We start from the raw sequence: 21,721 nt of genomic DNA on the forward strand, positions 1-21,721 counted from the left end.
TTCTTTGCCGGATAAATTTCCTGTTGTAAAGGCTAACCGGTTAAGTGGCAGGTAACAAAACCTTAACAGCAATCGCGCGCAGCTCTACCATACTTTTGAGCTTAAACCTCGTTAATACTTAGTAGTACCGTTAAAGTAAAGTACGGCCTCACAGGCTTGTCAACAGCATAGTGTATGAGTAAAACTCCCAAAGGTAATTTTCATGAGACGGTAGTCTCCATGAGCAGCAACGATGACGTAAAGCTGAGCACAAACGATTTTCCGTTTAAAACCACGCTCAGCCTGTCTCCGCTTATTTCTTACTGGGAGGAGAAAATAAAAAACGACCCTAGCTGCAACGCCGACCGCATCCGCGACCTGATGACCCTTCTCCGGAACACCCCGGAGCTGATCGGCCCGATCCAGGATGTGTCGGTAATAGACAAGTATGTGGACACCGTTGACGTGCTGATGGAAGATATTTTTCCGGGGGCACTGTGGGAAAACGACCTCAAAGCTGTGTCGGTGCCATTCCGGTTCCACAGCTTTTACGCCACACCCAAGCTGGAGGAGCTGGCGCTGCTGGAAGGCAACAACTCATCAGAGAAACTGGCCCTGGACCGGAAAACACTGCTTTTCCGCCTCACACTGCAAGCTTATACTATTATCCTGGCTAAGTTTTACAACGCCAACTTTGTTATTGATGAGCCCTTTGTGTTTACCGTGCACGATAAGTTTACAGGCCTGCCACGCCACTATAAGGTAGATGTAGACCTGAAGTTTATGCAGGTAAAACCGAAGGGGGAGATAAAACCGCTGAAACCGCAGCAGATAAACTTTCTGATAAACCGCTACAACAACCTTGACCTCTGGATGCAGATGCTGCCGCCGGAAGATTTTGAGTTCAGCGGCTTTGCCATTTACGATTTTACAGATGTAACGCTAGAGGAAACCATCTCCTCTCTCCGTTTTGATCTGCTGGATAAAGACTCTGTAAGTACAGAAGAAGGTTTTATGAGCCTGCAGCAGAAGCTGCGCGTGCTTTTCGGGCTGCCCGGCATTCAGCTCGGCTTCGCCTCCTGCCCTAACCTGCGCGAGTTCGACACCAGCTACGCCCGCCGCATCTGGACTGGCCTCATCCTTACGCAAGACTGCGAGCTTTCTTTAAACGATCTGAAGGACTCGATTTATGAGCCAGTACTGAAACAGGGCAACACCGTAGTGGTAGAAGACCTGAAAGTGATGCCGCACCCTACGCGTATGGAGCAGAAGCTGCTGGAGCTGGGCCTGCGCAACCTCATTATAGCCCCGCTGCAGTACGAAGGCACCACAATTGGACTGATGGAGCTGGCCTCGCCCATTCCGGGAGAACTGAACGCCCTTTCAACTATAAAACTGAAGGAGATACTGCCTCTGTTTGCCCTGGCCATGAACCGCAGCCTGGAAGAGCTTCGCAGCAGCATCCAAAGCATTATCAAGGAAAAGTATACTGCCATACACCCTATTGTAGAGTGGCGCTTTACACAGGCGGCTATTAACCTGCTCGAGAAAATGGAGCGTAACAGCAGCCCCGAAACGGAACAGATCATTTTCAGGGAGATTTTCCCAATTTACGGCTCGTCCGACATCCGCAGCTCTGCCGCAGAACGCAACAAAGCCATACAAGGCGACCTGCTGGAGCAATTGGTGCTGGCCAAAGAAGTTATACTTGCCGTGAAGGACAAAATGCCGCTGCCTATACTGGATGAGTTGATGTTTAAGATCGACAAGCTCTCGCAAAGCATACTGCATGAGCTAAGCTCCGGCGACGAGGTGGTTATACTTGATTTTCTGCGTTCTGAGATAGAGCCTCTCTTCGATTACTTTCTGAGGAAAGAAGCATCTGCAGCAGAGGCAGTGCAAGTATACCGGTCTGCCATCAACAACCCTTACAGAGCCGTTTACAACAAGCGCCGTGCTTACGAGGAAAGCCTGTTCATGATAAACGAGACAATCTCCAGCTTTCTGGACCGTGAGGAGGAGAAGGCCCAGCAGATTTTCCCGCACTATTTTGAGAAGTATAAGACAGATGGGCTTGATTACAACATCTACATTGGCGCCTCCTTACTCAGCTCCGGAGACTTCCAGCCGATTTACCTCAAAAACATGCGCCTATGGCAGCTGATGCTTACCTGCGAGATTGCCCGCCGCATACAAAAGTTACGCGCCAGCCTTAAACTGCCGCTCGAAATTACACAGCTCATACTTGTCCACTCCGACCCTATCTCTATCCGGTACAGGCTGGATGAGAAGAAGTTTGACGTGGACGGCGCCAACAACATCAGCTACGAGATCATTAAAAAGCGGATTGATAAGGCAAACGTGCGCGGCACCGAGGAGCGACTGACCCAGCCAGGCAAAATCGCGATTGTGTATACCCAGCAGAAAGCTTTGCAGGAGTATCAGCGCTACCTTGATTTTCTGCAGTCAGAGGGATACATAGAAGACGAGATTGAGCACCTGGAGGTGGAGGACCTGCAAGGGGTGCAAGGGCTAAAGGCTCTGCGCGTAACAGTAAACCTGAAAGAGGAGCTGCGCCATAATATAGATGCCGGCGATGAGCTCCTGAACATAGCGCAATCTGCCAGCCTTAACTGAGAAAAGCTTAAGTATAAAATATCTTAAATATAATATTTATCTAATTTTTAAAACTTTTTTCAACTGCACATTATGGCACTCAATATTAACTAAAGTCTCTAACTAACAGATATTTACACATTATACACAGGTTGCAACATTATTACCCTTTTAAAGATTTATTCACATCAAGTGCAATTTTTTAAAAAGAGATTGCGTTCTCAGGGGGACTTGCAGGATATAGGCATCCGGTAAGTGTTGTTTCATCAAATCAACTTTTAGCCCAATGAAACTGAGAAACAAATTTATGCCTGCCATGCTGATGTTAGGTGTGGTGGCGTTTAGCTCTTGCGACAAGCAGGAAAATGAATCAATCCAGCCGGAGCTGGAGCAGGGAGTAATCTCTCATATTATGGCAGACTCTGCTGAGCTTACCTCCTACAACTTTGCAGGCAAGCAGCTGAGCCAGGTAAATCATTTTGATGTAGAAACAGGCGACCTGGAGAGCTACGAAAAGTATCAGCGCGACTCAAAAGGACGTATTGTAAAAAGCAGCACTTACGCCGGCGGCAGCAATACTTTGCTATCGGAGCAGAATTTCACCTTCAACACGAACGGCGAGCTGACCAAGAGCAACATGGCTTATTACAGCGGCAGCAAACTGGAGTACACTGCTTACGCCACTTACGAGTACGACTCAAACAAGAAGCTGGAGAAGAAATCCATTTTTGAAGGTGAGGACAAAGCAGACCAGGAAAAACTGAAGTCTTACACCAAGTATGAGGTGCTTCCAAACGGTAACTACACGCAGGAGAAGCAGTACGTGATAGACGACAACAACGAAGCCAAGCTTTTCTCTACCACAACCAACTCTTTCGACTCCAGCGTAAACCCTTTCCTGTCGTTTGCCGAGCCTGGTGCCGCCAGCAGCCCTAACAACCTGGTAGCATCGTCTACAGTGGTGCACAACAGCAAAAAGACTTACAAATACAGCTACACGTACACGTACGATGAGCGCGGCTACCCGCTTACACAAACTGCGGTATCCCCGAACGGCAAAAGCCAGACGTTTAAGTACCTGTATAGCAACTAAGCATAAAGAAGCTACATTAACAACAGCGGCTCCTGGCATTAGCTAGGGGCCGCTGCTGTTTTACACCTAGCCAGTTGGTAGTGGTGTTTGTGCAATGATTTCAGCATAAATCAGTATATTGGGATACAAAACAATATACCACCATGGCAAAAACGAAATTAACAGTACTCAGCAACGGGTCGGTGCGCGTAGAGGGCGATGATTTTGAGATAGTAGACAAAGAGGGAAACAGCTACGGTTTGGGCGGGCGTACGCTCGTGTCGATCTGCCGCTGCGGCCTTTCCAGCAATAAGCCTTTCTGCGACGGATCTCATAAAGGGCATTTTGAGCATAATGCCGAAGCGTTTGATCTTCCGCCTAAAAAATAATACAACCTATGGCAGAGCGCCTGGTAACAATTGCCACCTTTAATGAGCTTACTGAAGCACACATCCTGAAAGGCCGCCTGGAGGCAGAGGGCATACTTTGCTTTTTAGGAGATGAGCACATTGTGGGCGTGCAGCCCTTCTACTCAGTGGCAGTGGGAGGCGTAAAGCTTAAAGTAACTGAGGGCGATGTAGCAGAAGCCCGAGCCATACTTGCCCGCATTCAGGAAGGGTCTGGCCAGTTTGACTACGACACGATAGAAATGGCGCCGCCTACGCAGGAATATACCCGCACCATAACGTGCCCAAACTGCGGCTCTGACAATGTGGGCGAACTCGGTTTTCCGTTGCCTTTTGTCAGCCGCAGGTATACTTGCTACAACTGCAGCCACACCTGGAAAGGGCGTAAATAAGAAAGGGAGCCTATTGCGGCTCCCTTTCTTATTTATTAATTGCTACCTATAAGTTCTCTGCAAACGGAATCGGGAAGCTTTCCCATACATCATCCCCAACCCTATCAATCGGCAGCTCGTCTAGGCGGCCGTAGCGTCGCATGTCTACCCAGCGGTGACCTTCAAAGTATAAGGAGTAGCGGCGCTGTTCCAGCATCTCATCCAGCAGCGCCTGCTCTGTCCGCGGCCCTGCGTAAGGCTGCAGCCCGTGCCCGGTACGAATCACGTTCAATGCCCTTACGGCCTCTTCAAAGTTACCAGTCTGGATGTTTGCCTCCGCGTAAATAAGTATAAGTTCCTCATTTCGGATAATCGGTACCTGATCGGTATTGGTGGCATAAAGCGCCACGTCGTATTGCCCCGTCAGGCCGCTTTGTGTAGCTGGCGCATCCCGCAACGAAACTTTCGAGGCCCGGTCATCATTCGGAGCGATATCGGCAATATAACTTGGGTGCGCAATACGCACCTCGCCGGCAGAATTAGGCGCAGTGTACAGCGGGTTCAATTGATCTCCGGGCAAGGTACTGAACGCATAGTATATGCCCTTTTCAAACGGCTGGTCCAGTCCGAAGAAAGAAGCCTCCAGCATAGTTAAGGCCTCGGCAAAGTTCTCGCGGTACACTGCTACACGCGCAGCCAAGGCCCGGTTAAACTCCAGAAACTCGCCTGAGGTAAGCACAGTCCTGTCGGAGCTGGAAATCAGATCATTATAACCACTTGATAACGGAAACGGCAGTACTCCGGGCGCGTTTAGCAGATGCCCCTGCCCCTCATCCAAAAGAGCAGCTATAGCTGTTAAAGCCTCTGTTTTACTCACCACTGGCCCCAGGTTCTCAGGGTCATCTACATCCAGGCGTATACCGTTCTCATTCATCAAAGTCAGGTTCATGAGCAGCTGGTGTGCCTTTATGGTTTTAGCGAAGCCTAGATAGCTCTGCGCCTGCTCTTCTGAAATCAAATCAGTATTGTTAACAGCCCCAATCAGGATGTTTGTGTTTTTAACGACCCTGTAGCGCGTCGCCCAAGGGTTGGTAGTATAAAAGGTGTTATTGTCCAACACGGCACTTCCGGCCCCAAGCAAATCAGAGGTAAAACGCGGGTCTGCCCCGGAAAAGCGGTAATGCTCGCGCCCCACCACGCCTACATCATCATAATAAGTACCTAAAACGTTGCGCATCCCCGACTCAGTGCCAACCACCAGGTTGTTCAGGTCATCAATCGTAGCATTTTCCAACACCGATTCGATGGTGGGGTTATTCGGGTCTCCGATTTCGTTTATCTCACAACCCGGTAACACGAGGGCCATTGCCAGCAGCACCGCCACAGGCTTATACTTTAGTTGCTCTATATAGTCTTTCATGAGAATCATACTTTAAAGATTAAAACCCGATTGAGAAATGGAAGAAGAAACGCCTGGAAGCCGGAAAAGGCGTTACGTCTACCCCTGTGGAGAGGCCGTTGCCGCCAAAGTTGGAAACTTCCGGGTTATAGCCGTCATAATCGGTGATGGTGAATAGGTTGTTGGCGGAGGCTCCTACCCGTAACGAGCGGACAACCCCTCCGAAATTGCCAGCCAGAAAGGCTATTGGCACATTATAGTATAAACCTATCTCGCGGAGACGCAGGTAAGATGAGTTTTGCACAAATGGCTCAGCAGAAACACCCAGCGCGTTTATCCGCTCCTGCGCATTAGCCACTCCATCTCCGTTGTCGTCGTCATCGTAATCAAAAGTGGTACCGCCCAGGTCGGTGAGTAGCTGCGTCAGGTTAATGTTGTCGCCGCCTTTTTTCCAGTGCAGCAGAAAAGAGAAGGTGAAGTTTTGCTTTACCGTGAAGAAGTTATGGAAGTTCATCTGGAAGTCCGGCTCGGCATTGCCTAGCTGCACCACCCCCTCATCGCCGCGTATACCTACAATCTGTGTCGCCGACTCGCCTTCTTCTATAAAAAAGGTACCGAGCGTACTACCGAATGCACCCAGCGGGAAAGCCGGCACGTTCAGCTCCGTCACCTCCGACACGTTTTTCCAGAAGCTCGTTTTAGAGTCCCACTTAAAATTAGTTGATTCAATCGGCTTTGCACTCAAGGATAGCTCTACGCCTCTGTTACGCAGCTCACCGGCATTTAAAACCTCTGTTGTAAAGCCCGAAGAAGAGGGCACGCTACGAAATACGATAAGATCCGAAACGGTTTTGACATAATAAGTAGCCTCTAGCAAAAACTTGTTGTTCAGCACACTTATGTCAAACCCTGTCTCAAATTCCTTCTGCCGCTCCTGCTCTATTTCGTCGTTGCCTAGTTGTGTGTTGGTAAGCAAACCGCCGGAGCCGCCTGTGTTAGACGAAACCAAGGAGGTAAATTTAGCGCCAAACGGCGGAAAACCACCTGACTCTCCGTAAGCGGCGCGTAGCTTCATGAGGCTCACATTATCGTAAGTCCAGAAATCGAACTCTGCCAGGTTTGCGGCCAAGGAGAACTTAGGGAATACATTAAAGTCGTTCACATCAGCGTTGTTCGATGATTTATCAAGACGCAAGCCAGCAGTTGCAATTATTCGGTCTTGCCAGTTCAGCTCCTCCTGCACAAACAAGCCTTTGTTGCGCACCTCCAACCGTGTTTGCTCCACCGAAACAGCACTTGCCTGGTCGAGGTTGGTTTGTGTGCCGATCAGCTGTGTCGCCACGTTCAGCACCTGGTCCTGGTTAAAGTTCTCGCGGGTAGCGCCCAAAGTGGATGTCAGGAAAAACGTATCATCAGACAGGCTCAGGTTGTTTACCAGGAAAGCTGCAAAGTTGGTGTTCAGGTTGTAGTTGTTGCCAAGTATAGATGCGCCGCTGGTGCCCCGCCCATTTGCCTGGAACTGCAGCAACCTTGGGAAGAGCGCCCGCGTGCGCAGGTTGTAAAAGTCCAGGCCGGCCCGAACAACCAGTTTCGTGTTGCTCATGGAGCTTTCCTGCAGCTGCGTGTTCAGGGTAAGGCCACCTAGAAAGCGGTCGGTGTTTTCCTGGTTCGTGATCAGGTCGCGGGTCTGCAGAAAATTAGAGGCGCCAAAAGGGTTATCAGGGTAAAGGCCGTTCTCATCCGGGAAAAGATCCACAAAACTTGGGGTAGACGAAAGCGCCACGCCAAAAGAAACACCGGCGTTATCATTGTTCGTAAGCCCGCGATTTGCTGTAGAGTTGATGTAATTGGTGCTCAGGCTAAAGTCAAAACGGTCAGAAATAGTATGGTCCAGGTTAAAGCGCAGCGACTTTTTCTCATAGCCGGTATTCTCAATGATGCCTTCCTCATCCATAATCAGGCCTCCTACAAAAAAGCGGGTGCGCTCGTTACCGCCACTAATATTCAGGCGCGTGTTGTAGAGCATACCTGTGTTACCATACAGTTCCTCTTCGTAATCTATAATGCGTCCGGCATCACGGGCTGCCACAAAAGCAGGTACTGCATCAGCTCCGAAAGAGGCTGCTACACGGTCTTCGGTCAGGGTGCGCATACCCAGCAGCTTTGCCACACGTGCAATGCCCACATCCTGCGACAAATCAACCAATGTTTTACCGGCAGCTCCGCGTTTTGTAGTGATGATAACCACACCAGCAGAGGCAAGAGAACCATAGATAGCCGCCGCCGATGCCCCTTTCAGCACTTCTATACTTTCAATGTCATCGGGGTTAAGGTCTGCAATTCGGTTTGAGGCATTATCCTGGTTAGAGGAACTACCACCCCCTGCGGCATTAGTCACAGCGTTGAGGCCAGCCGATATACTGGAGTTATCCACTATGATGCCATCTACCACGTACAGCGGCTGCGCATTCCCAAAAATTGAGGTGATGCCGCGCAGTTTCATGGCGATGCCACCACCAGGCGCTCCGGAGTTAGACACCACGTTGGCGCCCACCAGCTTACCGCTTATGGCGGCATCCATGGTTTGCGGGGTGGTAATCCCGGTTATTTCGCGTGTGTTAATGGTAGCGACGGCATTCGCGGCATTGGCTCTTTTCACGGTGGTGGCCAGGCCGGTTACCACTACCTCATCCAGGCTGGTTACGCTTTCCTTTAACTCGACGTCCAGTTGTGTAACTGCCGGTGTAATGTCGAAGGTTTGGGAAGTGTAGCCCAGGAAGGAGAAAGTGATTTTGCCGGATGCCGTGGGCAGCGTGATGCTGTAATCGCCGTCGGCGGTAGTGTTTGTGCCAACAGTAGTGCCCGGCACCACCACACTCACACCAGGCAAAGCCCTGCCAGATCCGGCATCAGTTACAGTGCCTCGAACAGTGGTTTGTCCGAACAAGGCAAATGGCACCAGAAAAAGCAGCAATACAAGCAGCTTTAGTAGGTAAAGTCTTTTCATAGAGCAGGATTTAAATTTTGAAGATAAACATCTATGTCACAACCATATACTTCTATCTCGCAATGGCTGAATGCTAGGGTATAAATACGCAACTATATCATTTTTGTATAAACTTTCTAATATTTATTTATCATAACATAAGCTAATGCAACTATTAGAATGGAAGCGGTACTGCAAATTCTCTCTGGTATTCCATCCTTGCTAATCCTTATAAATAATAAAAGCCGCAACCATTTCTGGCTGCGGCTATACCTGAAATATAAGAAACGGGTTCTTAGCTCGCTAATTCGTTTACGTACTGCACATACTCCTCGCGGGCGCTGTCCTGGCTTTTGCCTTCTTGCTTTTTCCACGCATCCCATTTGGCAATATTCTTAAAGTCGAAGCCGCCGGGGCGGTCAGTGTTTACGTCACCTTCAGAGGCTTGCTTGTACAGGGCGTACAGCTTTAGCAATACATCGTTGCTGGGGCGTTCAGATAATGTTTTAGACTTTGCTACTGCGTTTTCGAATTCTTCTTGAGTGGCCATAGTTTATACTTTGTTTTAGTTCTGATGATGATCCAAGTTACAAAAAAGAGCTCGGCATGCATAACTTTATACTTATTTTGTTTGCCGAAGATTTTCTATAAATTTATACACCCGTAGCAGCTCCTGTTATAGCCACCTCCGGGAAGTATAAAAACTAACAAATCATACTATGAAATACCTGAAGCCTAAAGCGGCTGCCTCGGCATCGCTTTTGATGGCCTGCCTCGTGGCAGGCTCCGGCTGCTCGTCCAGCAATACTGGCGGCGGCACAACAGCCTCTGCCACTGCAGAAGCTACCACCGAGGCTGCCGTTGAACGAACCGCAGCGCAGCCGCCGGTGGCTAAAAAAGACCCTAAAGAATTAACCACCCACGGCCACACCCGCACAGATAACTACTATTGGCTAAACGAGCGCGAAAACCCGGAAGTAATCTCCTATCTAAACGCTGAAAACGACTACACCAAGCAGATGCTGTCTGACACAGAGGAACTGCAGGAGCAGCTGTATGAGGAGATCGTGGGCCGCATTAAGCAGACCGATGAGTCGGTGCCATACAAAGACAATGGCTACTGGTACTTTGTGCGCTACGAAGAGGGCAAAGAATACCCTGTTTACGCCCGCAAAAAAGGCACCATGGAGGCGCAGGAGCAGGTAATGCTAAACGCCAACCAACGAGCCGAAAACCAAAGCTATTACAACGCCTCCGGCCTGAGCGTAAGCCCGAACAATCAGCTGCTGGCCTTCGGCGAGGATACCGTGAGCCGCCGCAAGTATACTATTCGCTTTAAAAACCTGCAGACCGGCGAGATGCTGGCCGATGCCATACCAAACACTACAGGCGGAGCCGTATGGGCCAACGACAATAAAACTGTGTACTATTCGGTAAAAGACCCGGCGTTGCGCTCTTTCAAAATCTTTAAGCATACTTTGGGCACACCAGCCGAACAAGACCAGGAGATCTTCCATGAGGCCGACGAGACTTTTAGCACGTTTGTCTTCAAAACCAAGTCTGATAAGTATATCATGATCGGCAGCAACAGCACCATGGCGCAAGAGTACCGCTACCTGGATGCTGACAAGCCGGACGGCAAATTTAAAGTGATACAGCCGCGTGAGCGAGGCCTGGAGTACAGCGTAGACCATTTCGGCGACAATTTCTACATTGTTACCAACAAGGATGGCGCCACCAACTTTAAGCTGATGCAGACGCCGGTGAGCAAGCCAGGCAAGGAAAACTGGAAAGAACTGCTGCCGCACCGCGAGGATGTACTGCTGGAGGGCATCGAGATATTTAAAGACTACCTCACGCTGCAGGAACGTAAAAACGGCCTGACCAACATCCGTGTTAAAAGCTGGAAAGACCCTAAAACTGACTATTACATCAATTTTGAGGAAGAAGCTTACACAGCTTACATTGCCAATAACCCGGATTTCGACAGCAAGGAACTGCGTTTTGGCTATACTTCCCTCACCACGCCTTACTCTACCTATGACTATAACATGCAAACGAAGGAGCGTGAACTGCTGAAGCGCGATGAGGTAGTAGGCGATTTTGATCCGGAAAACTACGAAGCGAAGCGCATTTATGCCACCGCCGATGACGGCACTAAAATTCCGATATCGCTGGTTTACCGCAAAGGCCTGAAATTAGATGGCAACAACCCTACCCTGCAGTATGCTTACGGCTCTTACGGCAGCAGCACCAACCCTGGCTTCAGCTCGGTTCGCCTCAGCCTTCTGGACCGTGGTTTTGTATATGCCATCGCACACATTCGCGGAGGACAGGAAATGGGCCGCAAGTGGTACGAAGACGGTAAACTGCTGAAAAAGAAAAACACCTTCACTGACTTTATAGACGCTTCTGAGTTCCTGATCGAGCAGAAGTATACTAACCCGGATAAATTGTTTGCACAAGGTGGAAGCGCCGGCGGTTTACTAATGGGTGCTGTCGTGAATATGCGTCCGGAGCTTTACAAAGGAGTGATAGCCGCTGTACCGTTTGTGGATGTGGTTACTACGATGCTCGACACAAGTATACCACTCACCACCGGAGAGTTCGACGAATGGGGCAACCCGGCCAATAAAGAGTATTACGACTATATGCTGTCTTACTCGCCATACGACAACGTAGAAGCCAAGCCTTACCCGAACATGCTCGTAACCACCGGCCTCCACGACTCGCAGGTGCAGTACTGGGAGCCTGCCAAGTGGGTAGCCAAACTTCGCGAGATGAAGACCGATGACAATATGCTGCTGCTGCACACCAACATGGAAGCCGGCCACGGCGGTGCCTCCGGCCGTTTCCAGCGTTACAAGGAGACAGCCCTGCAGTATGCCTTCCTGCTAAACCTGCTGGAGCAGCAGAACCAGCAGTAGTACATTGTAAATTATGGCTAAATAATCTTTACCTGCCAATTCTGCTTAAACCAGAGTTGGCAGGTTTTTATTTGCAACATGATCTGCACCATTTCACTTTATACCATGAAAACACAACGCCAATTAACTTTATTACCTGTACTTGCCCTGCTAATTCTGTGTCTCTCCTGTGGGGAGCAATCAAAAGGATATGAAATTACGGGGAATGTTGCAGACCTTGCTGACGGCACAAAAGTTATACTTCAGAATGGGGAAACCGGAGAAACCATAGACTCCGCATTTGTACAGCAAAACTACTTTCAGTTCAAGGGCAAGTTGGATGAAGCCCCACAGTTACTCTCTCTGCTATTTTCCTATAAAAACGAACCCTTGTACACTACCCTGTTCATCGGTAACGAAGCGGTAGAAGTAAAAGGTAACATAAGTGATTTACCAAAGAATCTGGTTGTTACCGGTTCTGAGCACCATGTCTATAAGCACCGGCTTGATAGCCTAACCGCTGATTTGGACATCTCCAGAAATAAGTATCTGTCAGACATGTTTGCGTTGAGAGCCAATGGAGCGTGGAATGACAGCTTACAGGCAGCCTATTGGGGCGAAAACGGACATATCACTTTAATAGATTTACAAACTAGCCAAATCCAAAACAGGTTCTACAGCAATAATCTTGAGTCAGAATATACGCTTTTACAGCTCGTACTAAATAAGGCCGCAATTGCTCCAGACACACTTCGTGCTTTTTATAATCGCCTCTCCCCAAAGTATAAAGACAGTAAGTATAGCAAAGTACTCGCTACTTACCTTGCTCATCCGGAACTAGAGCTCAAAAATCAATTTTACGACTTTGAGGCTGAGGACAAAAGCGGCACCAAAGTAAAACTGTCTGAGTTAATAGGCGACAAGTATATTCTGCTCGATTTTGCATCTCCAGGCTGTAGCTGGTGCAAAAAAGCACTCCCATCACAGAAGCAAATCGCTACTAAGTTCCGGGAACAGTTAAAGCCCGTTACATTTTATGTAGACAAAAACAAAGAGGAGTGGGTGAAGCACAACAGGAAAGAAGACATAACCTGGGCCAGTTTATGGGATAAGAACGGCCGCCACAGTGATGCCTACACCAAGTATAGAGTAGCTGCCACTCCAACTTATTTTTTAATCAACAGACAAGGAGTTATAGTTGGCAAATGGGAAGGCTATCAGGATAAGCTTGAGGAAGAAATTTTACAGATTCTCCACGCTCAGCAGCTGAATTAAGATTAGGTAGAACAAGATGATTTTAACTAAGCGATAGGCAGATACAACTGCTATTTAAAATAAAAATAACATCATAAAACTTGCAACATTGTTGCAAAAAACTACCTTTGCTTTCTATTTTAAATTCCATATAAAATATTTACCTTAATAAGGTGAAATGCTTTCGTGCACATATCGCTTTGCTTCTACTGGTACTATTCGCAAGAGTACTTATACCGGAGGCTGCGGTTTTATCTTTGCATGAGCACAAACATACAGAAGACGCCACGCCAACTTCTGACTTCAAAGTGAGTACCAAGCACCAGCATTGCAATGTAGACGACCTTTACAATGCTGACTTCACTTCTCCATCTTTCTCTTTTGAGTTAAAATTAACTCCGGTGGAGGCTCTCTATGTGCAGCCCTACAGCTTTGCCTGGAAATTCACTTACCCCCACAACACCTATCTGCGCGGCCCGCCTGTGGCTTAGGCAGGTAAACTTTATACTTCCTTTCTGAGGCAGGTGCTCCTTTGCATTTGCCTGAGCAGCTTGCTTATACTTGTCCTCCAGCTGGTTTGGCTGTAAGTATAGCTATGCTCAGGTCTGTCCGCACGTGTCACTCTAGTAGCGCTTTGCCTGCCGCTGTTTTCTGCTTTCCCTTTCTTGATACAGTATAAATTCACGGCTTTGCAGCCGCGGCAACAGGCATTCTATACCTATACCCAATGAAAAAAATTCTTCTCCTTATACTTTTCCTTTCAATCCAGATAGTTGCCACAGCGCAAAACAGCGGCAGTATCAGCGGGAAACTGATTACCCCGGGCGGGAGTCCGGCAGAAGGCATAACGGTGATGCTGACGCAGGGGAATTTTGCCACTCTAACCGATTTAAACGGGGATTATATTTTGCAGAACCTGCCGCTGGGCAGCCATATGGTGGTAGCCAGAGGGTTAGGCTTCAAAGAAGTGCGCCGCGAAGTACTGCTTTCCGCAGATGCCCCAGCTGCTATCTTGAACATCACTCTCACGGCTAGCAGCAATGCGCTGCAGGAGGTGGAGGTGCTAGGCCGCAAGGAGACTTCCTATAAAAGCGAGTATTCCTTTATCGGCACTAAAACCGCCTCCCTTGTTATCGACGTGCCGCAAACCATCTCCACGGTAACCAAGGAGCTGATGGAGGACCAGCAGGCCTACCGCCTGACCGACGTGGTGAAGAACATTGCGGGCGTTAACCTGTACACGCACTACGACGACATGACGGTGCGCGGCTTCCGCAATGGCTACGAAAGTGGCTACAGGCTCCTGAACGGGATGCGCTCGGGCTACAGTTACGGGAATGGCTTTTTTCGGATCCCGGTGACGGCCAACATTGAGCGGGTGGAGGTGCTGAAAGGCCCTGGCGCGGCACTTTTCGGCGACATTAACCCGGGTGGCACGATCAACATGGTGACCAAGAAACCGCTGGAGGAAGAACGCAAGGCGGTGAGCTTTTCGGTAGGCAGCTTCAACACAGTACGCACCGCCCTCGACTTTACCGGTCCGCTGAACGAGAACCAAACCATGCTCTACCGTCTCAACTTCAGCTATGAGGATACCGAAACCTTCCGCGACATCATCGACAATAAATCCCTCCTCATTGCGCCCACGGTAACCTTTCTGCCGACCGACAAAACGACCATCAACGCAGAGCTGGTGTACAGCAACTTCGACGGCTACCTGGACCGTGGGCTAGTGATTCGTGGGGGCGATCTGTTCGGTATGCCTTTCTCGTCGGCGCTTAATCAGCCAAGCGATTATTTCAAGATCAACGATTTTTACCTGAATGCCTCCCTTAACCACGGGTTTACAGACTGGCTTTCATTCAACGCATCATACCTGAAGTTTACCTACTCTGAGGACCTGAGCGAGCACCGCACTGGCTATAATTTCCTAGATGCCCCGGCCAACACCATCATGGACCTACGCTATTACAACCGCGTGGCGGAGGAGTATACCAACAGCTTCTCCGGGTACTTTACCCTGAACGCCAACACCGGTGCCATTAGCCATAAAATAGCTGTTGGGGCCGATTATATCGAGTTCAATACAGATAAGAACAGCTCGATGTGGGAGGCGAGGCAGCAGCTGATCGACGGAAAACCGGTGCAGCTGTCCTTCGACCTGAACAACCCCTTTTACGAGCTGCGCGACCCGAGCAAGTACATCAGGCGCCCGCTGCCGAGCTGGTTCACAGACTATATTAACGCGGTATACAACACCACCGGTATTTACGTGCAGGACCAGGTGGACCTGACCTCCAGGCTGAGCATGTTGGGCGGTTTGCGTTATGAGATGTTCCGGGATGAGCGCGACTACGGCGATGGTGAGGAGCAGGTGCTGCAAAGCGTACTGTTGCCGCGCCTGGGCCTGACCTACAGTATACTCGACAACCTGAACTACTTTGCCAGCTACAGCCAGGGCTTTAAGCCGCTGAAGCCGGAGTTTATTAAGTTTCCTGAGCGCTACGGCAGCCAGGAGCCTTTCAAGAACGAAACCAGCTACCAGATTGAAACCGGCCTGAAAGGCGAGTTCTTCAACAAAGGCCTTTTCGCGACGCTCTCGCTTTACCAGATCGAGAAAAAGAACATGCTGGTGAACACGGCGCAACTCACTCTGGAAGGCAATCCGATCTATCGCCAAAACGGCAAGGCGCGCTCGCAGGGTGCTGAACTGGAACTGAGCGGTACCCTTCGCCCAAACCTGAGCCTTAACTTCAACTATGCCTATAACCGCACAGAGGTGCTGGAGTCGAGTGTGGCGGTAGAAAACGGCATGCCGCTGGCCAATGCGCCGGAGCACGCGGGAGGTTTGTGGGCCAAGTATACCTTCGATTTGCCTGCGCTGCGCGGCTTAGGCTTTGCTGTGGGTGGGCAGCACATGAGCCGCCGCCGCATGGAAAGCCAGGTGAACGACATCCAGTCAGGGGAAATGCTGTGGTCGTACTGGCCATCTTACACCACCCTGGATGCTGCCCTTTTCTACAACATCAACAAGTTTAAGTTTAACCTGAACATGAACAACCTGCTGGACGAGAAGTACTTCGTGGGCGGCTACGATTACTACCGCTCAAGCCCGGGCGCGCCACGCAATTTTATGGCAACGATAGGCTATACTTTTTAAGGAAGACGGGTGCGATTTTGATGCTTTTGCTGGTGCGAGCTTGCAGCTCGTACCTCTCTTTCTGCTCTTCTTGAGTAGCGATAATGTAGAGGAAGACACAATATAAAGTACGAGCTACAAACTCGCACCAGCGGAGGGACAAAATTTACAGACATAACATACTTTATACTTTAAAAAGCTAACTCCTAAATACTTACCAATTAGTCAAACTAAAAAATCAAATGAACACAGTTTTAGAAGCAAAGCAACTCCGGAAGGAGTACCTCAGCAAAGTGGCGCTGCAGGGGCTAGACCTGCAGATCAACGCTGGTGAAATCTTCTGCCTGCTCGGGCAGAACGGCGCGGGCAAATCCACGACTATCAATCTGTTTCTGGGTTTTATACAGCCTACTTCCGGTGCGGCTTTTATCAATGGGCTGGAGGTGGCAGCCAACGTGACAAAGGTGAAGGAGTTTTTAGCTTATATCCCTGAAAACGTAATGCTCTACCCCAACCTGACGGGGCTGGAGAACCTGGCCTTGTTCAGTAGCCTGGCTGGTTTCGATTATAAAAAGGATGAGCTGATATACTACCTGGTGCAGGCGGGCCTGCCTGCCGAGGCCGCTGGCCGAAGGATAGGTGGTTACTCCAAGGGTATGCGCCAGAAGGTGGGTATCGCCATTGCGGTGGCCAAGCATGCCAGCGTGCTGCTGCTCGACGAGCCTACCTCCGGCCTCGACCCCAAAGCCAGCAACGAGTTCTCGGAGCTGCTGCTTAAACTCAGCGACCAGGGCACGGCTATTTTTATGGCTACCCACGACATCTTCCGTTCGAAAGAAGTTGGCTCGCGCATCGGTATTATGCGCGAAGGGGAACTGGTGGATGTGCTGCCGGCCGCTACTCTTAATGCCAACGAACTGGAAAGCCTGTACCTGAACTATATGCACGTGTAAGGATGATCAAAAGTATAGCAAAGAAAGAATTTTTCAGCACCCTCCGCGACAGCCGTTTTGTGGCGCTTAGCGTTATCGTGCTGCTGCTTTTGCTGGCGGCCACGGTGGTGGGGCTGCACAGTTACAACACCCTGCAGCAAGAGCGTGGCGTGGCGCAGCAAACCGTTAATGACCAGTTCGCCAACGCCCAGGATAGGCACCCGCACCGCATGGCGCATTACGGTTCCTACGCTTTCCGGCCGAAGTCAAGTATAAGCTTCCTTGATTTCGGACTGGATTCATATACGGGGGCTTCGGTATACATGGAGGCGCACCGCCAAAACAGCGCTAACTTTAGCCAGGCGCAGCAATCCGGTTCCCTGATTCGTTTCGGGGAGATGACGGTGGCTTTTGTGCTGCAAATGCTCATTCCACTGCTCATCATCTTTCTGTGTTTCGGAGCCTTTACGCAGGAGAAGGAGACGGGCACGCTGAAGCTTTTGCTGAGCCAGGGCGTTTCGCTGCGGCAGGTGGCTTGGGCAAAGGTGGCCGGTTACAGCAAAGTGGTGGCGCTGGTGACGGCCCCTGCGCTGGTGCTGGCAAGCATGCTGCTGTTTGGTAAGGGCGGCTTCGAGTTGGGCGGTGATGTGCTGCTACGGCTGCTGGGGTTTATGGTGTTTTACCTGGCGTACTTCTTCATATTTATTGTGCTGTCGGTGGTGGTGTCGGCTTTGCACCAGCGCTCCAGCACGGCCCTCGTCACGCTGCTGGGCATCTGGATTCTGTGCTGCGTGATCATACCCAAGGCATCTGCCAACCTGGGCGCCAGCCTTTATACTACGCCCACCAAAGCGCAGATGGATGCCGATGTGCACAAGGAAGTGGCCAAAGGTATAGACGGCCATAACTCGCAGGATGCCCGCGCCGAGGCGCTAAAGCAGGAGCTGCTGCAAAAGTACAAAGTCAAAACTATGGAAGAACTGCCCGTGAACTTCGATGGTATCTGGATGGCTGTGGGCGAGGAACAGAGCAGCAAGGTATACCAAGAGCACTTTGGTGAGCTGACGGATATTTTCGAGAAACAGAACCGCATCTCGGAGTACGCTGGCTTGCTGAACCCTTACCTGGCGGTGCGCCACCTCTCGATGGGTATGGCTGGTGCCGACTTCAGCCATTATATCCACTTCCAGCAAACGGCCGAAAATTATCGCTACAACATAGCCCAGGAACTGAACCACCTGCAAGCCACAAAGTTAAAGTATGGCGACAAGGAAACCCGCCTGAGCAGCGAAACCTGGGCGGCCATGAAACCCTTCACCTACGAAACCCCGACGGCCGGCTGGGCGCTGGGCAAGCACCTCGTATCCGTAGTGGCGCTGCTGTTGTGGGTGGCGCTGGTGTGCACGCTGGGTATAAAACTGATTGATAACACCAAAGTGGCCTAAACGATGAAGAAATTCTGGATACTGCTAAAATTCGAGTGGCTCAACTTCCGGGCTGATAAAGGGCTGCTGATCCTGACGATGCTTACCTTAATGGCGGGTCTGTACGGCATTTACTACGGCACCACCGAGATACAGCGGCAGCGCGAGAACATTGCCGCCCTGAAGGTGCTGACGGAGCATAACATGGAGGAACTGAAAGCTAAATACCCGGACGGTACGGATGCCGGCGACATCGGCTACTATCACTCCACCTTTGCCGTGAACAATCCCGATGCCTGGGCCGGTCTCTCGCTGGGCCAGCGCGACGTGAACCCTTACTACATCAAACTGCGCCTCCTTAACCTGCAGTCGCAGCTCTACGACACCGAGAACATCAACCCGCTAAAGGTGCTCTCCGGCAATTTCGACCTGGCTTTTGTGCTGGTATACTTGTTTCCGCTGCTCATTATCGGCTTGTGCTTTAATATTTTGTCAGTGGAGAAGGAGCAGGGTACGCTGCCGCTGTTGCTGTCGCAGCCCATTGGCTTGCCGCTAATAGTAAGTGCTAAGCTCACCTTCCGGATGATGATCGTGCTGGGGCTGGCCTTGCTGCTCTCGGTGGTGGCCATGGTATGGGGACAGGTGCTGCCGGATCTGCGGGTGGCGCTTTGGCTGAGCGTGGTGGTGCTATACTGTCTCTTCTGGTTCGGCGTGGCCTTTGTGGTGGCGGCCCTGCAGAAGAACTCCGCCTTCAATGCCGTGACGCTGCTGGGGGTATGGCTGTTACTGACCATTATTATACCTGCACTGCTGAACGTGTACATTGCCGTGAAGCAGCCGATGCCGCAGGCGCTGGAGCTTACAATCAAACAGCGGGAGGTGGTGCACGGCGGCTGGGACAAACCCAAGCGCGAAACCATGGACAAGTTCTTCGCCATCTACCCCGAGTGGACCGACACAACCGAAATTCAAGGCCGTTTTGCGTGGCGCTGGTACTATGCCTTCCATCATCTAGGCGATGTGGCCGTGGCGGATTTGGCTCGGGAGTATCAGGAAGGGCTGCAGGCGCGCCATCAACTGGTGGAGCAGCTGAATGCTTGGTCAGTGCCTGTTAACGTGCAGACCATCTTCAACGCCATGGCCGGCTCTGATTTGCCGTCTTATGTGGGCTTCCTACAGAGCGCCACCAGTTACCACGATGCGCTTCGGGATTTTTATTATCCTTTCCTGTTCAACCAGGTAAAATTCACCAATGCGGATTATGCCAAAGAGCCAAGGCACAGGTTTACCAGTTCACCGGATTTTGCAACGGTGTCTGCTGGTTTGTATAAGCTTGGGCTGAGCGTGTTGCTGGTTTTTGTGGTGGTTTTTTTTCTCTTCAGAAATGTGAAGTTAAAAGTACGATAACACGCTTCCAATAAATTTAAGTTAGACATGAGAAAGTCCCGCTGTTTTGCAGCGGGACTTTCTGTTTTTTTAACCATAGACAGCTAAACAAAAAGACTTACAAGGCCTTCATACTTGCTTATCCATCCAAGAAAACAAGAACCAGGTATAATCCATCATCTTCTAGTTTTAAAGTATAAATCTTACTGCACCTTCAGCACAATTTTGCCGAACTGCTTGCTTTCTTCCATGTAGCGCATTGCTTGCTCGGCCTCCTCCAGAGGGTACACAATATCCACTACCGGCTTAATCCCCTTCTCTTGCACCAACTGCACCATGTTGGCAAAGTCCTGCGCGGTGCCCATGGTGCTGCCGTAGATGGCAAGCTGCTTCCAGAAAATCTCTGCCGGGTTAATCTGCCCGATCATGCCAGTAGTGCCACCGTAAATACCGATGCGCCCGCCTGGTTTTGCCAGCTTCACCAGTTGCACAAACCCCTCGCCTGCCGCACTGTCTATCAGCACATCAAACCCGCCTGTCTGCGCCTTCAGCTCTTTTCCCCAGTTCTCTGCTTTATAGTTTATACCTCCGGCAACACCCAGGTCTTTAGCCAAATCGATTTTTTCCTCAGTACCGGAAGTTACCCATACTTCGGCTCCGGCAGCTAAAGCAAACTGAATGGCAAACAAAGCCACACCGCCACCTGCACCTGTTACCAGCACCTTTTCGCCTGGCTGCAGCTGGCACTTTGTAAACAGCGCGCGGTATGCTGTTACGCCGGCCAGCGGAAGGGCTGCGGCCTCTTCAAAACTCAGGTGCAGCGGCTTCTGGTACAGGTTTTCGGCAGGCACTTTCACATACTCTGCAAAGGCCCCGTCTTGTGGCATGCCCATAATTTTATACTTCTCAGAGTGTGCCCGCGGGTTGTCGCCCCAATCTGCTGAAGGATCCACAATCACTTCCTGGTTCAGCCAGGTTTTATCCACACCCTCTCCTACTTCTGCTACCACGCCCGCACAATCTGAGCCAAGTATAGCCGGATATTTTTTGATGAAGTACTTGCCTTTCTGTATCCAGACATCGCGCCGGTTCAGGGCAGCGGCCTTTACCTGCACCACCGCCTCGCCAGGGCCCGCAGTAGGTTTTTCTTTATCTATAACTGTAAAAAGTTTGTTGATATCTTCTAAGTATACTGCTTTCATTGCACTTGCTTTATTAGGTTGATACGCACTTAACCAGACAAAGATAAGCTTTCCGGGATGAGTTGAAAGTATAGGCTCTGTTGGCATTTATACTTGCAGCCCTTAACTTGCACGCCACGCTAACAACCACCGCCATGAGTAAAAGTTACCGCATCCGCCAGGCCACTGCTGCCGACATCCCGACCCTGATACAACTTGCCGAGGCCACCTGGGAACCCACTTACAACAGTATACTTACCAAGGAGCAGATTGACTTTATGTTTGAGCAAATTTACGCTGAAGCAGCACTGGAGAAGCAGCTAAAGCAGGGACAGACTTTCCTACTTTTAGAGGAGGGAGAAGAGCCTGTAGGCTTTGCTTCTTTTTCTGAGAAGGACGCCGCAGCAAAAGTTTACAAGCTAAACAAGATATACCTGCTGCCTCAGACGCAGGGCAAAGGCTACGGAAAATTGCTGCTGCAGGCCGTGGAGCATGAGGTAAAACAACTCGGCGCCACCATACTCGACTTAAACGTGAACCGCTACAACTCCGCCAAAGTGTTTTATGAGCGCTGCGGCTATCAAGTGTGGCAGCAGGAAGACATTCCCATCGGCCCATACTGGATGAATGACTTTGTGATGCGAAAAACGCTTTAGTGTGATATTAATT

Annotated in this window: 16 protein-coding genes; 12 read left to right on the top strand and 4 right to left on the bottom strand. The window is 50.3% G+C overall.

Going from position 1 to position 21,721, the window contains the following annotated elements:
- Window positions 1–174 precede the first annotated feature (174 nt).
- From Q1B04_RS09705 to Q1B04_RS09720, 4 genes are all read left to right on the top strand, one after another.
- Window positions 175–2,616 (top strand): GAF domain-containing protein, encoded by a 2,442-nt coding sequence (locus Q1B04_RS09705; RefSeq protein WP_299758604.1) that lies wholly within the window; start codon window positions 175–177, stop codon window positions 2,614–2,616.
- Window positions 2,617–2,881: 265 nt separating this feature from the next.
- Window positions 2,882–3,688, top strand: coding sequence for a hypothetical protein (locus tag Q1B04_RS09710; RefSeq protein ID WP_299758606.1), 807 nt, complete (start codon window positions 2,882–2,884; stop codon window positions 3,686–3,688).
- A gap of 143 nt (window positions 3,689–3,831) precedes the next feature.
- Window positions 3,832–4,056: a CDGSH iron-sulfur domain-containing protein gene (locus Q1B04_RS09715; protein WP_299758608.1), complete on the top strand. Its 225-nt coding sequence runs from the start codon at window positions 3,832–3,834 to the stop codon at window positions 4,054–4,056.
- Window positions 4,057–4,064: 8 nt separating this feature from the next.
- Window positions 4,065–4,466 (top strand): DUF2007 domain-containing protein, encoded by a 402-nt coding sequence (locus tag Q1B04_RS09720; protein ID WP_299758610.1) that lies wholly within the window; start codon window positions 4,065–4,067, stop codon window positions 4,464–4,466.
- 46 nt (window positions 4,467–4,512) lie between these two features.
- Here the strand turns inward: Q1B04_RS09720 and Q1B04_RS09725 are convergent, their stop codons facing one another.
- The 3 genes from Q1B04_RS09725 to Q1B04_RS09735 all read right to left on the bottom strand — a co-directional run bounded on the left by Q1B04_RS09725 (window position 4,513) and on the right by Q1B04_RS09735 (window position 9,380).
- Complete coding sequence (locus Q1B04_RS09725) at window positions 4,513–5,865, bottom strand: RagB/SusD family nutrient uptake outer membrane protein (RefSeq protein ID WP_299758611.1); 1,353 nt, start codon at window positions 5,863–5,865, stop codon at window positions 4,513–4,515.
- A 19-nt stretch (window positions 5,866–5,884) separates the two neighbouring features.
- A complete protein-coding gene (locus Q1B04_RS09730; protein ID WP_299758613.1) occupies window positions 5,885–8,851 on the bottom strand; it encodes a SusC/RagA family TonB-linked outer membrane protein in 2,967 nt (988 codons plus the stop codon).
- Between the two features lie 274 nt (window positions 8,852–9,125).
- Window positions 9,126–9,380: an acyl-CoA-binding protein gene (locus Q1B04_RS09735; RefSeq protein ID WP_299758615.1), complete on the bottom strand. Its 255-nt coding sequence runs from the start codon at window positions 9,378–9,380 to the stop codon at window positions 9,126–9,128.
- 169 nt (window positions 9,381–9,549) lie between these two features.
- Here Q1B04_RS09735 and Q1B04_RS09740 point away from each other — a divergent pair, with 169 nt between their 5' ends.
- From Q1B04_RS09740 to Q1B04_RS09770, 7 genes are all read left to right on the top strand, one after another.
- A complete protein-coding gene (locus Q1B04_RS09740) occupies window positions 9,550–11,757 on the top strand; it encodes a S9 family peptidase (protein ID WP_299758617.1) in 2,208 nt (735 codons plus the stop codon).
- Window positions 11,758–11,862: 105 nt separating this feature from the next.
- Window positions 11,863–13,011 (top strand): TlpA disulfide reductase family protein, encoded by a 1,149-nt coding sequence (locus Q1B04_RS09745; RefSeq protein WP_299758619.1) that lies wholly within the window; start codon window positions 11,863–11,865, stop codon window positions 13,009–13,011.
- 236 nt (window positions 13,012–13,247) lie between these two features.
- Complete coding sequence (locus tag Q1B04_RS09750; RefSeq protein ID WP_299758620.1) at window positions 13,248–13,481, top strand: hypothetical protein; 234 nt, start codon at window positions 13,248–13,250, stop codon at window positions 13,479–13,481.
- Between the two features lie 236 nt (window positions 13,482–13,717).
- Entirely contained in the window at window positions 13,718–16,150 is a 2,433-nt protein-coding gene (locus tag Q1B04_RS09755) for a TonB-dependent receptor (protein ID WP_299758621.1), read from the top strand.
- Between the two features lie 221 nt (window positions 16,151–16,371).
- The gene (locus tag Q1B04_RS09760) at window positions 16,372–17,082 is read left to right on the top strand and encodes an ABC transporter ATP-binding protein (RefSeq protein WP_299758622.1); all 711 of its coding nucleotides are present in this window, start codon (window positions 16,372–16,374) and stop codon (window positions 17,080–17,082) included.
- A 2-nt stretch (window positions 17,083–17,084) separates the two neighbouring features.
- Window positions 17,085–18,506: a DUF3526 domain-containing protein gene (locus tag Q1B04_RS09765; protein ID WP_299758623.1), complete on the top strand. Its 1,422-nt coding sequence runs from the start codon at window positions 17,085–17,087 to the stop codon at window positions 18,504–18,506.
- A 3-nt stretch (window positions 18,507–18,509) separates the two neighbouring features.
- Entirely contained in the window at window positions 18,510–19,892 is a 1,383-nt protein-coding gene (locus Q1B04_RS09770; RefSeq protein WP_299758624.1) for a DUF3526 domain-containing protein, read from the top strand.
- Window positions 19,893–20,074: 182 nt separating this feature from the next.
- Here Q1B04_RS09770 and Q1B04_RS09775 read toward each other — a convergent pair whose 3' ends face one another.
- Window positions 20,075–21,073 (bottom strand): zinc-binding dehydrogenase, encoded by a 999-nt coding sequence (locus Q1B04_RS09775; protein WP_299758625.1) that lies wholly within the window; start codon window positions 21,071–21,073, stop codon window positions 20,075–20,077.
- A gap of 134 nt (window positions 21,074–21,207) precedes the next feature.
- Between Q1B04_RS09775 and Q1B04_RS09780 the strand changes: the two genes are divergently transcribed.
- The gene (locus tag Q1B04_RS09780; protein ID WP_299758626.1) at window positions 21,208–21,708 is read left to right on the top strand and encodes a GNAT family N-acetyltransferase; all 501 of its coding nucleotides are present in this window, start codon (window positions 21,208–21,210) and stop codon (window positions 21,706–21,708) included.
- Window positions 21,709–21,721: the final 13 nt, after the last annotated feature.

This window comes from uncultured Pontibacter sp., assembly GCF_947495565.1.
Taxonomy (GTDB): domain Bacteria; phylum Bacteroidota; class Bacteroidia; order Cytophagales; family Hymenobacteraceae; genus Pontibacter.